This window comes from Caldicellulosiruptoraceae bacterium PP1, from assembly GCA_041320695.1.
Lineage (GTDB): Bacteria > Bacillota > Thermoanaerobacteria > Caldicellulosiruptorales > Caldicellulosiruptoraceae > JBGGOQ01.
Map to the genome: position 1 here is coordinate 419000 of JBGGOQ010000001.1, position 15949 is coordinate 434948.

Consider the following 15949-nt stretch of genomic DNA (forward strand, 5'->3'; position numbering starts at 1 on the left):
TACATTATTTAGAACTTTGAGTTATAAAATACATTATACCCCCTGCTATTGTGAGAGCAAAGAATACGATTAATGCACCTACAAGCTTCCAACCAAGACTTTTTATTGCTTCGGCTCTATCTCTTGCTTCACCAGCAGCCATTATTTTAAAGCCAACTATTACAATAGTAACAACCAAGCCTACTGCACCGATTGTTATAGCCGCAGGTGCAATAGTATTTTTAATGATATTCCCTAAGGTTGATCTTGCGTCTTGGGCTTGTATAATACCACTAACATCAGTTCCACCAATATTTGTTGCGAATATTCTTGCTGGTATTAACATAATAGCACTCACTAACATAAGAAAAACATTCTTAATTTTGTTTTTCATAACATCTACCCCTTTCTTTATTTTATTGAATTGTAAACTACCCCAAGAATATATGGGGCAAGAAGATAAAGGATAAATACAAACCCAGTTCCAGCTAAAATAGAAGCACCAAGCTTTTTAGCACTCCCAACATGAAAAATGTAACCAATCATTAGCAAAAGTATTGCAACAGCAATACCAAGTGTAGAGATTGGCTTTATAAAATTTTGCACCATGTTTAGAAGTGCGGTTAATAGTTTTGTTACTATACTTGTAAATTCATCTGGACTGACTGGTTTTATTAATTCATTCAAATTATCACCTCCAATTAGTTTCTAAAAAACACAAAATGAGAGCCACTCATTTTGAATTAATCAAAAGAGCGAACTCTCATTTGCAAACTTTCCACCATGAATTAAAATTAATGTGTTCCACAGTTTTTACAGTGGTGAAAGAACCTTCATTCTCTATTATTAAAATAGCATTATTATATTGCAATGCTATTTGTTTTCTTTTTTTAGCTATTATTTTTCCATTTAAATATATTTCCCTTATTTTACACTCTGCTTCAATAAAAGAGCATTTTTCTATTCTTTCGATATATCTTTTAATAGCATGTTCAGTAATTTTAAGCATAATAATACCCTTACATAGCAAAGTTATTTGCTGTGTTTATAACAGTATTTCTTTTTCGTTTTAAACCTTCAGATAAAGAATGAATTGGTTTAATTACTTTTGGAAGACATGATGGGACAACAGTTCCATCTTCAAGAATATCTTTTCTTACGAATTTGCCCTTTATCCAGTCATAAGCTCTATGAACAAATTCAAAAGAAGTTGTAATTGGAGGATATTTGCTATGTGAAAATTCATTAGATAATTCAGCAACAGCTTGTCTATGTTGCTTTTTTACTATTTCCCATGTTTCATCAAACAAGCGATTTTGTGCTTGTTTTCTTTTTTTCTTTTGATACTCTCTAACACGAGCTAATTGTTTTTCATGGTTTATACTCTTTCTATATTTTTTTTCTTCTTCAAATCGTTCATCTTGTTTCACATATTTTGATACAGTCTGCCTGCTCAAACCTACTTCTTTTGCTATGTCCACCATCTCTTTGTGTTCTTCGTAGTATTTGTTTATTATTAATTTTATTTTTTCTTCGGGCAACCTCATCCTTATCACCCTACTGCTTACATATTTACCATTATTGCACATAATTTTTATTTTGTGCAATTATATTTTTTATTGCTTATTTATATTTATTTAAATATAATATTCGGTAGCCCATTGACAAATGGTACAAATTTATCAGTGTATTTTCGCACTTTCTTCTGTAGTTCTTTATCTTCACGTATGATAAAGTTTTGAAAGAAGCTGAACTAATACATGATGACATAAATATATATATTGATATTGTGGAGATTGAATAATAATGTGGCAATTATCATTTATACCTGAATCAAAAAAAGAAATATGGTAATGCTCTATTTAATAGATAGTTTTGAAAAATAAAAGTAACTATTCTTTATTCCCCTGATAAGGGATTCTTTTTTATTGCATTTCTTAGTTGTTCATCATCTATATGAGTATATATTTCAGTTGTTGCAACACTCTGATGTCCTAATATCTGCTGTAATGCTCTTATATCAACATTACCATATTTATACATTAATGTTGCTGCCGTATGTCTTAACTTATGTGGTGAAATCTTTTTTGAATCAATGTTAGATAATTGAACGTATTTCTTTACAATATACTGTACAGTTCTTCTGCTTATTCTTGTTTTTCGTTCACTTAAAAATAAAGCATATCTATCTTTAACTCCCTCTTTCGGCCTTACATTTAAATATGTATTTATAGCATCAATACACGCCTTATTCAAATAAATTGTTCTTTCTTTATTTCCCTTTCCTATTACTCTTAGTTTATCTTCTTGTATATCTGTAATATTTATATTGATAAGCTCTGATAATCTTAGTCCACAGTTTAAAAATAATGTAATAATAGCATAATCTCTTTCTTTATTATCCCCGTCAATTACCTGTAAAAGATTTAAGCTTTGCTCTAATGTCAAATGTTTTGGTTGACGCAATCCTATTTTAGGTGATTCTAACTCCTTTGCAGGATTATTTGGAATTAGTTTTGTTTTTGAAAATAAATAATTAAAGAATGCTTTTATTGATGCAACCTTTCTTGAACGAGCATATGAGGAATTTCTCAACTTTATTGTTATGAAAGTAAAGTATTCATATAAATCACTTAAATTAATTTTTCTTATTTCTTCAATATCAAAATCAGAGACATCAAATTTATTTAAATCTTCATGATTACTTATACAATTTAAACTTCCTTCATTTTTAGCTTTTAAATATCTCAAAAAAGTTCTTAAATCGTAATGATATTCTTTTACTGTATTAAAAGATTTATTTTTAATAGTTAGCATATAATTTAAAAATTCTTTAACATATGATGGAACATCATTAAAATCCATAGATATTAACACCTCAAACTATTGTTCTACAGTAATTATAACATATAAATATTTATTGAATACATTAAATTTGATTGCATACGCGTATTCAATTTATAAATAAAATATGGTATAATCATTAAAAATTAATTTACATAAAGGGGTGTTATCTTATATGAAAAAATTTCTTAGTGTTTTAGTACTTGTTTTATTTCTCTGTTTAATAATACTACCTACCTTGGCTGCATCAAATAATACTATCAAGATAGGTGTTGATCTTGAGTTATCACAAGCTGTTGCTCAATATGGTCAACGTGAATTAGATGGTATAAAATTAGCAGTTGATGAAATTAACAAAAAAGGTGGTATCTTAGGTAAAAAGATTGAATTAGTTATTATTGATAATAAGTCAGATAAGACAGAAGCAATGAATGTTGCAACAAAATTAGCTGTTAAAGAAAAGGTTTTAGCAATACTTGGCCCAGCTACTTCAGGTGCTACAAAATCAGCCTCTCAAGCTGCAATGCAATATAAAGTTCCAATAATATCACCTTCAGCAACTGATGATACAGTAACAATAAACGAAAGAACAGGCAAAGTTAAAACTTATGTGTTTAGAACATGTTTCAATGATTCTTTCCAAGGTAATGTTATGGCAAACTTTGCAGCAAAAACATTAAAACTTAAAAATGCTGCTATTATTACTGATGCTTCAAGTGATTATAGTAAAGGACTTGCAAAGAACTTTAAGACCACATTTACAAAAGCTGGTGGAAAGATTGTTGCAGAAGAATCTTTCGGTAAAGGTGAACAAGATTTTAATAGTATATTAACAAAGATAAGAGATAAAAAACCAGAAGTTATTTTTGCACCTGTTTACTATGATGAAGCAGGACTAATAATCAAACAAGCAAGAGAGCTTGGATTAAATGTACCAATACTTGGTGCAGACGGTTTTGATGATCCAAAGGTAGTAGAAAAAGCTGGAAAGACATATTCAAATAATGTCTTCTTCTCTGCTCACTATTCATCACAAGATACAGATAAAAAAGTTAAAGACTTTATTACAAATTACAAAAAGAAATATAATGCTGAACCCAATGCTTTTGCTGCTCTTGGTTATGATTTAGGATATTTTGTAGCTGATGCAATAAAAAGAGCAAATACAACAACTGATAGAGAAAAATTAAGAAAGGCTTTAGAAACAACTAAGAACTTTGTTGGTGTTACTGGTGTAATTAATGTTGATAAAAATCATAATGCTGAAAAATCAGCTGTAATAATAGAATTAAAAGATGGAGTTCAAACATTTAAACAAAAATTAAATCCATAAATTAAATAAGTCATTTCATGAGAGGTGGGTGGGGACACCTTCCCGCCTTCTCCTCTTATGAATTAAATTTATAAAAGAGGTGAATTAAATTTGTGGACATTCTTACAGCAATTAATAAATGGAATAACATTAGGCAGTGTCTATGCATTAATTGCATTAGGTTATACAATGGTATATGGTATCATCAAGCTTATTAACTTTGCTCATGGCGATGTTTATATGGTAGGTGCATATATAGCTTTTATATGTGTTGTTTATTTACATATGGGTTTTTTACCAGCACTTATAATTTCTATGGTATTCTGTGCTCTTCTTGGTGTAATAATAGAAAAATTAGCTTATAAACCACTCAGGAATTCATCAAGAATATCAGTTTTAATAACTGCAATAGGTGTATCACTTTTACTTGAAAATTTAATGCAAATAATTATGGGAGCAGATTCGAGAGTTTTTCCAAAAGTAGTAGCGGATAATAATTATAAACTTTTCAACAATCATTTATTAATTAGTAATAAACAGATATATATGATTATAATAACTATTATTTTAATGATTCTATTAAATTATGTTGTTAAAAATACAAAAATGGGGAAAGCAATGAGAGCAGTTGCTCAAGATTCTGATGCTGCTCGATTGATGGGAATAAATGTTGATACAACAATTAGTTTTACATTTGCAATAGGTTCAGCTCTTGCTGCAGCTGGAGGAGTTTTGGTTGGACTTTATTATGTTAGTATCAATCCATTAATGGGTGTGTTACCTGGACTTAAAGCATTTGTTGCAGCTGTTTTTGGTGGTATTGGTATAATCCCTGGTGCTATGTTAGGTGGTTTTTCATTAGGAATTGTTGAAACTTTAGTAAGTGGTTATGGTAGTTCTATGTATAAAGATGCTGTTGCATTTGCTATCTTGATTCTTATTCTTCTTGTAAAACCGACGGGGTTACTTGGTAAAAACATTAAAGAGAAGGTGTAAGCTATGCGAAAGAAATGGATTATTAATATATTGATAATAATCTTTATTTATACAATTATTACTTTACTTATGCACTTTGGAGTAATAGATGACTATGTTAAACTAAATATATTCTTAATACTAATAAATATTATGCTTGCAGTAAGTTTAAATCTAATCAATGGTATTACAGGACAGTTTTCATTAGGCCATGCTGGTTTTATGGCAATAGGTGCTTATACAACTGGTGTTTTGACCACCAATTTTACTCTACCCTTTTATATAACAATGATTATTGGCGGCATATTAGCTATGTTGTTTGGCTTTATTATAGGGTTACCAGTTTTAAGACTTAAAGGTGATTATCTAGCTATTGCAACCTTAGGTTTTGGTGAAATAATAAGAATTATAATACAAAATATTGAGTATTTAGGTGGTGCAAGTGGTATAAATGATATTCCTCAAGGCCTTGATTGGACATCTTTTTATGTAATAACTCTTATCACAATTATAATTATTGTAAATATTATAAAATCTTCATATGGTAGAGCTTTAATAGCAATTAGAGAAGACGAAGTTGCAGCAGAAGCAATGGGTATAAATACTACTTTTTATAAAGTTTTAGCATTCATGATAGGTGCTTTTTTTGCAGGTATAGCGGGTTCAGTTTATTCAGGTTATTTTGGTTACATTCAACCAGATATATTTAACTTTTTTAAATCCATTGATATTTTAGTAATTGTTGTTTTAGGTGGACTTGGAAGTATTTCAGGCTCAATTATATCTGCAATTGTTTTAACACTTATCTCGGCATACCTACAAGAATTTCCACAGGTTAGAATGGTTCTTTATTCTGTAATTCTTATATTAATAATGCTATTCAGACCTCAAGGCTTGTTAGGAACAAAAGAGATAAGTTTAGCTAATCTCTTTTTAAGGAAAAAATTGGGTGGTGGAAATAATGCTTAAAATTAATAATGTAACTGTTAATTTTGGTGGTATTACAGCTTTAAATCAAGTTAATATTGATGTATCACATAAATCAATTATTGGCCTTATTGGTCCAAATGGAGCCGGAAAAACTACAGTTTTTAATATAATTTCTGGTATTTACACACCAAATCAAGGTAGTATAGTTTTTTCAAGTGATGATATTACAACAAAGAAAACTCACCAAGTTGCTAAATTAGGAATTTCAAGAACTTTTCAAAATATTCGTTTGTTTAAAGAGTTAAGTGTTATTGATAATGTAAAGATATCTTTTCATAAAGATATTGAATATAATCTTTTTCACACAATATTTAGAACAAACAAATACTATAAAATTGAAAAAGAAAAACATCAAAAGGCTGAGGAGTTACTAAAAATATTTAATCTTTATGAAAAAAGATATGAGTATGCTAAGAATTTACCTTATGGTGAACAAAGAAAGTTAGAAATTGTTAGAGCTTTAGCTACTTCACCAAAGCTTTTATTATTAGATGAGCCTGCAGCAGGAATGAATCCTCAAGAATCTCAAGAGCTTAAAAATCTTATTAAATTTATTAAAGATAGATTTAATTTAACTATTCTTTTGATTGAACATGATATGTCAGTTGTAATGGATATATGTGAAAAAATTTATGTTTTAGATTATGGAGAGGTCATTGCATCTGGAACCCCTGAAGAAATAACAAATAATCTAAGAGTTATACAGGCATATTTAGGAGAGGGGGAGCTTAATTTTGCTTAAAATAAATTCAATAGATGTATACTATGGTGCTATTCAAGCACTTTTTTCTGTATCACTTGAAGTTAATCAAGGAGAAATCGTTACATTAATTGGAGCAAATGGTGCAGGTAAATCCACCCTTCTTAAGAGTATTTCAGGACTTGTTAAAATAAAAAATGGTTCAATTGAGTTTGAAGATGAACAAATTCATCAAAAAACAACAATGGATATTGTAAAGCTTGGTATTTCTCAAGTTCCTGAAGGTAGACGAGTTTTCCCAGAAATGAGTGTATATGAAAATCTTGAACTCGGTGCTTTTTTGAGAAAGGATAAAGAAAATATAAAAAAAGATATGAACAATGTTTTTGAAAGATTTCCAAGATTATCCGAAAGAAGAAATCAATTGGCTGGAACTCTAAGTGGTGGAGAACAGCAGATGTTAGCTATAGGAAGAGCACTTATGGCAAGGCCAAAGCTTTTATTATTAGATGAGCCCTCAATGGGGCTTGCACCAATATTAGTAAATGAGATTTTTAAGATTATTAAGGAAATTAATGAACAAGGAACAACAATTCTTTTGATTGAACAAAATGCTAATATGGCTTTACATATTGCAGATAAAGCTTATGTTATTGAAACTGGAAGGATAGTTTTAAGCGGAAGTGCAAAAGAAGTAGCAAGTAATCCAAATGTTAAAAAGGCATATCTTGGTGGTTAAAAAATATAAAAAAATAAGGGTAGAATGACCTACCCTTTATTTATTTTTCTACTACCTGGTTTTACTATAGGAATACCTTCTTTACAATATGGACATTCATTTTGCTCATATGCTTCAACCTTCATTGATATTAATGATTTATATTTTACTCCAAAATCAATTTCTCCACCAGTTCTATCAACAATACTTGCAATTCCAACAATTTCTCCGTTATATTCATTAACTATATCAATAATTTCTTTTACTGACCCGCCTGTTGTTATAACATCTTCAACAACCAATACACGCTCTCCTTTTTCAATCTTGAATCCCCTTCTCAATTTCATAATTCCCTCTTCTCTTTCAGCAAATATTGACCTTGCATGAAGTTGTCTTGCCATTTCGTACGAAAATGTTACAGCACCAATAGCAGGTCCTATTACAACATCAATGGAACAATCTATAAATGATTTTACTAATTCCTTACATATTGATTCACTTAAATTAGGATATTGTAAAATTTTTGCACACTGTAAGTACTTACCACTATGTTTGCCTGATGTCAATAAAAAATGACCTTCTAATAAAGCATCAACATCTTTTAACATTTCAATCCATTTTGTAGAATCCATTATAAATATCCTCCTAATCAATCATTTATTTCTCTTTTACTTAAAAAATCCTTCCACCAATCTTGCGTTTCAAAGGTACTTAAATCTTTACCTAAGTGTGAGCTATCCCCTTCTAATGATAAGATGTATTTTCCACCATTATAGGTTACTATATTAATTGAAGTATTATCTTGCCAATATATATCATTTAGTTTATTAAAGGGTAAGTCTTTTAAGTACACTAGTAAGGATCTTATTAATGTTCCATGTGTTACTATACATATACGTTTGCCTGCATTACTTTTTGTTATTTCATTTAAAGCATTAACTGCTCTTTGGTATAACTCATACATACTTTCACCATTTGGCATACAATGTTCATGAGGCTTATTTTCCCAACAATAGTATTCTTCCGGCCAAAGTTCAGGAAGTTTATCCCACTCAATTCCTTCCCAATCGCCTCCATTTATTTCAATTAAATCATTCCTTTTAATAATATTTATACCCCTATCTTTAGCAATTTCATATGCAGTAAAATAAGCTCTTTTAAGTGGACTTGAATAAATTACATCAAAATGAATATTCTTTAATCTCTGAGCTAGCCTTTGTGCTTGAAGATAGCCTTTTTGAGTAAGGTTAGAATCTGTAATACCATGAAATTTTCTTATATAATTCCCTTCAGCTTCAGCATGTCTAATTATAAAGATTTCTGTAATCATGAATTTTATTTATTCTCCCCTTTATATAATGATATTTCCTCGCAATTCATAAATAGAAGTAAAATTATTATCACTTAAATATTTAATTATACCATTTTTTATTTCTAAAATAGCATTTGGATTTATGAAATTCACTGTACCTAGAGAGATACAAGTTGAACCAGCTAAAAAGAACTCAATAGCATCCTTATAATTCATAATTCCACCCATGCCAATTATTGGTATATTAATATTGTTAAAACATTCATAAATCATACGAATTGCAATTGGTTTAACACATGGGCCAGATAATCCTCCGATAATTTGTTTAATATGTGGCTTGCGAGTTTTGATATCAATTGCCATAGCTCTTAATGTGTTAATTAATGAAATTGCATCAGCACCAGCACTCTGAGCTGATTTTGCTATATCAACTATTGATGTAACATTAGGTGATAATTTTGCTATTACAGGTACTTTTGCAGCTTTTTTAACTAATTTTATTATATCATAAACCATATTTGGATCAGTCCCAAAACTCATACCTCCATTTTTCACATTAGGACAGGAAATATTTACCTCTATCAAGTCAACACTATCATCAATTAATTTTGTTATCTCATAAAATTCTTCTTTTGTAAATCCATTTATATTTGCTATTATTTTAATATCATGTTGTTTTAAAAATGGAAGCTCGTTTTCAATAAAGTGTTCAATTCCAGGGTTTTCAAGTCCAATAGAGTTTATTATACCTCCATAAACCTCTGCAATTCTTGGGGAGGGATTCCCCTTATGTGGCTTTAGTGTTAATCCTTTCGTAGATATTGCTCCAAACTGGTTAATATCAATTAACTTAGAAAACTCTTTTCCAAAACCAAATGTTCCCGATGCAGCAATTATAGGATTTTTTAGTTCAACGCCAGCAAGATTAACTTTTAGATTCATTTAAATTAACCTCCATTATATTGAATACAGGACCATCTGAACAAACATGAAAAATATTATCATTTTCTCCTTTAATGCTGCATCCAAGGCATGCACCAATTCCACAAGCCATTTTTTCCTCTAAAGATACATAAATTTGATTATTAAGATTCAAATCTTTTAATGTTCTAAGCATTACCTTTGGTCCACATGAATAAATAATTTCATAGTTTTTCTTATTGCTTGTAAATAATTCAATTATGTTGCCTTTAAAACCTATGCTACCATCATCTGACGAAATATATATATTTTCCGCAATATCTTTGAACTTCTCAATAAAAAAACTTTTTTCTTTATTTCTAAAGCCTAAATAAACATCAAACATAACTTTATTTTGACTTAGTTGTCTTGCAAGTCCATATAATGGCCATATCCCCATTCCTCCACCAATAAGTGAAACAGATTTTATATTTTGAGGTATTTCAAAATTATTACCTAATGGGCCAATGATATTTAATATATATCCTTTTTTCTTTTTTGCTAAAAGCTCTGTACCAACACCTATCACTTGATAGCCAATATACACCACATCATCTTGTATATATGATATACTAAATGGACGTCTCAATAATGGATATATAGAATTATCTTGAATTTTTATATTTACAAAATTACCCGGTTTATAATTTTCTGCAATGTATTTATTTTTAAATGATAATAAATAAATATCTTCAGCTATTTTTATATTCTCTTCAATTACTATATCTAAAACTTTCATTTTCAATACCACCTATATCAATAATATCAATATCATGTTTTTTCTTTAAGAATTTAATTATTTCAATAGTAGCCTTTGCAGTATCAATAGATGTAAGACAAGGCACCCTATTTTCAACTGCCGTTCTTCTGATAATAAAGCCATCTCTTTGAATAATTCTACCTTTTGTAGGAGTATTAATAACCAAATTTATTTTTTTACTTTTTATAAAGTCAACTATATCATTTGATCCTTCGGATATTTTTTTAATATAATTTGAGGCAACATTATATGAATTCAAATGTTTAGCAGTATTTGCAGTTGCATAAATCTTAAATCCTAATTTTTCTAACTCCTCTGCTATAGGTATAACCTCATTTTTATCAGCATCTGATACTGAAATTAAAACAGAACCTTCGAGTGGAATTTTCATTCCGCTTGCTAACAAACCTTTATAAAGTGCAATATAATAATTATTTGATATACCCATTACTTCACCAGTAGATTTCATCTCTGGCCCTAATGAAATCTCAACATCTGGCAATTTTTCAAATGAAAATACAGGAACTTTAAAAGCATAAAAGTTTGGTTCTTTTAATAAACCAAGTGTATTTGTTATATCTTTAAGTTTATAACCCATACTTACTTTTGTTGCTATCTCAACCATAGGCACTGCAGTAACTTTACTTATAAATGGTATAGTTCTACTTCCACGTGGATTTACTTCAATTATATAAAGGTTTTCATTTTGAACAATGAATTGAATATTAATTAGTCCTTTACATTTAATTTCTCTTGCAATAAGACTTGTATATTCAACAATTTTATTTTTTATATTTTTTGATATATTTTTTGCAGGAAACAACGATATGCTATCACCAGAATGAACTCCCGCTCTTTCAATATGTTCCATAATACCAGGAATTAAAATATCCTCACCATCAGATATAGCATCAACTTCAATTTCCTTCCCTATTATATATTTATCAATTAATATAGGATGTTCATTCAAATCCTTAACATATTCTAACATATCTAATATATCTTTATCTTCATAAGCTATTTTCATACCTTGCCCACCAAGAACATAAGAAGGTCTTACCAAAACAGGATAGTTTAATTTATTTGCTATTTTTATGGCTTCTTCTATAGTGTAGCAAGTATATCCTTCTGGTCTTTTAATGTTTAGTTTATTTAATATTTTATCAAATCTTTCTCTATCTTCTGCAATATCTATTCCATCTGCTGAAGTACCAAATATCTTTATTCCTTTTTTAGATAAGCTTTGTGATAATTTAATAGCTGTTTGACCTCCAAATTGAACAATTACCCCTTTTGCTTTAACTGTATTCATTACATTTAATACATCTTCACAAGTTAGTGGTTCAAAAAATAGCATATCTGATGTATCAAAATCAGTACTAACAGTTTCAGGATTATTATTTATTATTATTGATTTATATCCTAATTTTCGCAAAGAATATGAACAGTGAACCGAAGTATAATCAAATTCTATACCTTGTCCTATTCTTATTGGTCCAGAACCAAGCACTATTACATTTTTATCACTTATACATGAAGTATCAGTATCACTATGGGTATCATATGTTGAATAATAGTATGGGGTTGTCGCACTAAATTCCCCTGCACATGTATCAACCATTTTATATGATGGCAATACATTGTTATTTCTTAAATATGCTATCTCATCTTCTGATAAACCAGAAAGAAAAGAAATTGTCTTATCACTAAAACCATATTTTTTTGCTTTTTTAATTAGTTCAATAGGAAGTTTCTTATCTTTATATGATTTTATTTCATTTTCAATTGATATTATATTTTGTATTTTACTTAAGAAGAAATAATCTATCTTTGATATTTCATAAATATTATATAAAGTAATTCCACGTCTAATTGCTTCTGCAACAGCAAAAATTCTTCTATCGTCTGCTTCTTTTATAATATTTAATAATTCTTCATTATCAATATTCTCAAAATCTTTTAAATATAAATAATCAGTTCCAATATCTAATGAACGAATACCTTTAAGTAGGCTTTCTTCAAAATTACGTCCAATTGACATAACCTCTCCTGTTGCTTTCATTTGAGTACCAAGTACTCTGTTAGCATCTTTAAATTTATCAAAAGGCCATCGTGGTATTTTTGTAACAATATAATCAATAGTAGGTTCAAAGCTTGCAAAGGTTTTTTTTGTAATTGAATTCTCAATCTCATCTAATGTATAACCTAATGCAATTTTTGCAGCAACCTTTGCTATTGGATAACCAGTTGCTTTGGAAGCAAGTGCAGATGAACGACTAACTCTTGGATTTACCTCAATAACAGCATACTCAAAGCTTTCTGGATTTAATGCAAATTGAACATTACATCCACCTTCTATCTTTAAAGTGGATATTATTTTAAGTGCTGAGCTTCTAAGCATTTGATATTCTTTATCAGATAATGTTTGTGAAGGGGCTACAACAATGCTATCTCCTGTATGAATACCTACTGGGTCAATATTTTCCATATTACAAACAGTTATTACACAATCATTTGAATCACGCATAACTTCATATTCAATTTCTTTCCAACCTTTAATACTTTTTTCAACTAATATTTGAGATACTGGACTATATGAAAGACCTCTTTCTGATATTTGAATAAACTGATCCATATCATCGGCTATTCCTCCGCCTGTTCCACCTAATGTATATGCAGGCCTTATAATAATTGGAAATCCTATTTCTTTAACAAATTCAATACCTTCTTCTACTGAATTAACAGTTTTACTTGGTATAATTGGTTGATTTATTTTTTCCATAGTTTCTTTAAACTTTAATCTGTCCTCAGCCATTTCAATTGCTTCTATATTAGTACCTATCAATTTAACATTATGTTTTTTTAATATTCCCTTATTGTATAGCTCCATAGCCATATTAAGACCAGTCTGCCCACCTAATGTAGGAAGAATTGCATCAATGTTTTCTTTTATTATTATTTTCTCAATTATGCTACTTTCAATAGGTTCAATGTACACTGCATCAGCCATTGACTTGTCTGTCATTATTGTGGCTGGATTACTATTAATTAAGATAGTTCTTATTCCTTCTTCTTTTATTGATTTACATGCTTGGCTTCCTGAATAATCAAATTCCGCAGCTTGACCAATAATAATAGGGCCTGAACCTATAACTAAGACGTTTTTTATATCTTTTCTTAATGGCAAATAATCTCACCTCATTCTTATAAAATTGAGTTAATTCTATCTCTTAAGTCTTTGCATGCCTTATTAGCACTTTTTTCAAAATCTTCAGTATCCTCTTTCATATAAGCATATATTATATCTCTGGATGAGTTAACAATAATTCCATTGTTATTAGAATCTATAAAATATTTAAGTGCTTTAATATCTCCACCTTGAGCACCTATTCCAGGAACTAAAAATATATGTTTTGGTAATATTTCCCTTATATTCTTTGCTGCATTTTCATCTAAAGCACCTACAACAGCACCAATATCAGAATATCCATTATATCCTATTAAATTCTTTCCCCAATCATTTACTTTTGAAGCAATTATCTCATAAATATGTTTTCCATCAATAATAAGATTTTGTAATTCTGCAGAACTTGGATTTGATGTTTTAACTAATATAAATAACCCTTTATTATTTTTTTGACATTCATTTATAAATGGAATTATAGAATCAGAACCTAAATATGGATTTACTGTCATTGCATCAAATTCATAAAAACTTTGCTGAACACCAAAAATATCAACACTACCAATATAACTATTTGCATATGCTTCAGCAGTAGAAGAAATATCATTTCTTTTACCATCAAAAATAACAATTAAATCTTTAGATTTTGCATAATCAGAAATCTCTTTAATTGCTTTTATGCCATAAATATAATACTGTTCAAAATATGCTGATTGTATCTTTATTCCAATAGAATACTCACATGTTGCATCAATAATTTTTTTTGCGTAATCAACTAATATTGTTGTAATTATATCTTTAGTGGATTTTTCTATATTGTATTTATTTATAAAGCTTTTTGGAAGTTTATTTAGACTAAGGTCTATCCCTACAATTACAAAACTTTGCTTCAATTTTATCTTTGCAATTACCTTGTCTGAAAAATGTTGCTGCATACTTCTCCACCCCTTTTCATAACTTTACCATTTAAAATTACTGTATCAACAACGCCTTTTAACTTTTTACCTAAAAATACATTATTTTTTGCTTTTGACATAATAAATTTATTGTTAACTTCAAATTCATATTTTAAATTCAAAAGTAATAAGTTTGCTTTATTATTAACTTCTATTATTGGTATTTCTTTTTGAATTAATTTAGAGGGATTATATGTTAACATATCAATTATTCTTATTAATTTACTAATGTCATCTTTAATTAGATAAGTATTTAATACAGAAAATGCAGTATCAAAACCTATTGTTCCAAATGCTGCTTTATCAAATTCAAGATTTTTTTCATCAATATGATGTGGTGCATGATCGGTTGAAATTATATCTATTGTCCCATCTAAACATGCTTGTTGTAAAGCTTTTATATCATCTTCTGTTCTTAATGGTGGATTTATTTTAGCTAATGTATTAAAGTTTTGTACCTCTTGTTCGGTTAATGATATATAATGTGGGCATGTATCAGCTGTAATGTCTATTCCGTCTTCTTTTGCCTTTCTAATTAATTCTACTGATTCTTTTGTTGAAACATGAGTAATATGAACTTTAGCTTTTGTTTCTTTTGCTAATATAATGTCACGAGCAACCATAATTGTTTCTGCTTCACGTGGAATTCCTTTAAACCCCAAAAAGGTAGACATAATTCCATAGTTTATTTGTCCACCCTCAGATAGATTTGTATCTTCGCAATGGCAAAGAACAGGTAAATCAAAATTTTTAGCATATAATAAAGCATTTCGCATAACCGAGCTATTTAAAACACACTTTCCGTCATCAGATAATCCAACAATTCCTTCCTCTTTCATAAAACCTATTTCAGCAAGCTCTTGACCCTCTAATCCTTTTGTAATTGCACCAATTGGATAGACTTTTAACGGCAAAACTCTTTGTGATTTATAGTTAATATATGCTACAACAGCTTGGTTATCAATAACAGGATTAGTATTTGGCATACAACATATTGTTCCAAAACCACCATTAATAGCACTTATCGCCCCCGACATTATATCTTCTTTATATTCATATCCAGGATCTCTTAAATGACAATGACAATCAACAAAAGGTGGAACTGCATACATTCCTTTAGCATCAATAATATCATTAACATTATTTTCATTTATGTTTTCATCAATCTTAACAATAATTTCTTTATCAATTAAAACATCAGCATTTTTGAATTGCTTTGAATAATAATCAAAATAATTAACATTTTTTATAAGTAACAA

General features: G+C 29.0%; 17 protein-coding genes. 5 read left to right on the forward strand and 12 right to left on the reverse strand.

Annotation, left to right across the window (positions count from 1 at the left end; all coding sequences use genetic code 11):
- Positions 1–4 precede the first annotated feature (4 nt).
- From ACAG39_02140 to ACAG39_02160, 5 genes are all read right to left on the reverse strand, one after another.
- Positions 5–373: a hypothetical protein gene (locus tag ACAG39_02140; GenBank protein MEZ0536031.1), complete on the reverse strand. Its 369-nt coding sequence runs from the start codon at positions 371–373 to the stop codon at positions 5–7.
- Positions 374–390: 17 nt separating this feature from the next.
- Entirely contained in the window at positions 391–666 is a 276-nt protein-coding gene (locus ACAG39_02145) for a hypothetical protein (protein ID MEZ0536032.1), read from the reverse strand.
- Positions 667–742: 76 nt separating this feature from the next.
- Positions 743–988 carry a hypothetical protein gene (locus tag ACAG39_02150; protein MEZ0536033.1) on the reverse strand — a complete coding sequence of 82 codons (246 nt, stop codon included), beginning with the start codon at positions 986–988 and terminating at the stop codon, positions 743–745.
- Between the two features lie 10 nt (positions 989–998).
- Positions 999–1526 (reverse strand): hypothetical protein, encoded by a 528-nt coding sequence (locus ACAG39_02155; protein ID MEZ0536034.1) that lies wholly within the window; start codon positions 1524–1526, stop codon positions 999–1001.
- A 352-nt stretch (positions 1527–1878) separates the two neighbouring features.
- Positions 1879–2844 (reverse strand): tyrosine recombinase XerC, encoded by a 966-nt coding sequence (locus tag ACAG39_02160; protein MEZ0536035.1) that lies wholly within the window; start codon positions 2842–2844, stop codon positions 1879–1881.
- Between the two features lie 154 nt (positions 2845–2998).
- On the opposite strand from ACAG39_02160, the gene ACAG39_02165 reads away from it, so the two are divergent.
- The 5 genes from ACAG39_02165 (at position 2999) to ACAG39_02185 (ending at position 7539) form a co-directional block, all read left to right on the forward strand.
- Positions 2999–4156, forward strand: coding sequence for an ABC transporter substrate-binding protein (locus tag ACAG39_02165; GenBank protein MEZ0536036.1), 1158 nt, complete (start codon positions 2999–3001; stop codon positions 4154–4156).
- Positions 4157–4246: 90 nt separating this feature from the next.
- A complete protein-coding gene (locus tag ACAG39_02170; GenBank protein ID MEZ0536037.1) occupies positions 4247–5131 on the forward strand; it encodes a branched-chain amino acid ABC transporter permease in 885 nt (294 codons plus the stop codon).
- A 3-nt stretch (positions 5132–5134) separates the two neighbouring features.
- Positions 5135–6079, forward strand: a complete 945-nt coding sequence (locus tag ACAG39_02175) for a branched-chain amino acid ABC transporter permease (GenBank protein ID MEZ0536038.1) — start codon at positions 5135–5137, stop codon at positions 6077–6079.
- Positions 6072–6842 (forward strand): ABC transporter ATP-binding protein, encoded by a 771-nt coding sequence (locus ACAG39_02180; protein ID MEZ0536039.1) that lies wholly within the window; start codon positions 6072–6074, stop codon positions 6840–6842. The genes ACAG39_02175 and ACAG39_02180 overlap by 8 nt, the downstream gene beginning before the upstream one ends.
- On the forward strand, positions 6835–7539 hold the full coding sequence (locus tag ACAG39_02185; GenBank protein ID MEZ0536040.1) for an ABC transporter ATP-binding protein: 705 nt from the start codon (positions 6835–6837) through the stop codon (positions 7537–7539). Before ACAG39_02180 ends, ACAG39_02185 begins: the two co-directional genes overlap by 8 nt.
- Before the next feature lie 29 nt (positions 7540–7568).
- Here the strand turns inward: ACAG39_02185 and pyrE are convergent, their stop codons facing one another.
- The 7 genes from pyrE to ACAG39_02220 are packed head-to-tail and all read right to left on the reverse strand — an operon-like array spanning position 7569 to position 15949.
- Positions 7569–8150 carry an orotate phosphoribosyltransferase gene (gene pyrE / locus ACAG39_02190; GenBank protein MEZ0536041.1) on the reverse strand — a complete coding sequence of 194 codons (582 nt, stop codon included), beginning with the start codon at positions 8148–8150 and terminating at the stop codon, positions 7569–7571.
- A 17-nt stretch (positions 8151–8167) separates the two neighbouring features.
- The gene (locus ACAG39_02195; protein ID MEZ0536042.1) at positions 8168–8848 is read right to left on the reverse strand and encodes a histidine phosphatase family protein; all 681 of its coding nucleotides are present in this window, start codon (positions 8846–8848) and stop codon (positions 8168–8170) included.
- A 21-nt stretch (positions 8849–8869) separates the two neighbouring features.
- Positions 8870–9772 (reverse strand): dihydroorotate dehydrogenase, encoded by a 903-nt coding sequence (locus ACAG39_02200; protein MEZ0536043.1) that lies wholly within the window; start codon positions 9770–9772, stop codon positions 8870–8872.
- On the reverse strand, positions 9756–10529 hold the full coding sequence (locus ACAG39_02205; GenBank protein MEZ0536044.1) for a dihydroorotate dehydrogenase electron transfer subunit: 774 nt from the start codon (positions 10527–10529) through the stop codon (positions 9756–9758). The genes ACAG39_02200 and ACAG39_02205 overlap by 17 nt, the downstream gene beginning before the upstream one ends.
- Positions 10504–13737 carry a carbamoyl-phosphate synthase large subunit gene (gene carB / locus ACAG39_02210; GenBank protein MEZ0536045.1) on the reverse strand — a complete coding sequence of 1078 codons (3234 nt, stop codon included), beginning with the start codon at positions 13735–13737 and terminating at the stop codon, positions 10504–10506. Before carB ends, ACAG39_02205 begins: the two co-directional genes overlap by 26 nt.
- A gap of 17 nt (positions 13738–13754) precedes the next feature.
- Positions 13755–14669 carry an orotidine-5'-phosphate decarboxylase gene (gene pyrF, locus ACAG39_02215; GenBank protein ID MEZ0536046.1) on the reverse strand — a complete coding sequence of 305 codons (915 nt, stop codon included), beginning with the start codon at positions 14667–14669 and terminating at the stop codon, positions 13755–13757.
- The gene (locus ACAG39_02220; GenBank protein ID MEZ0536047.1) at positions 14642–15949 is read right to left on the reverse strand and encodes a dihydroorotase; all 1308 of its coding nucleotides are present in this window, start codon (positions 15947–15949) and stop codon (positions 14642–14644) included. Before ACAG39_02220 ends, pyrF begins: the two co-directional genes overlap by 28 nt.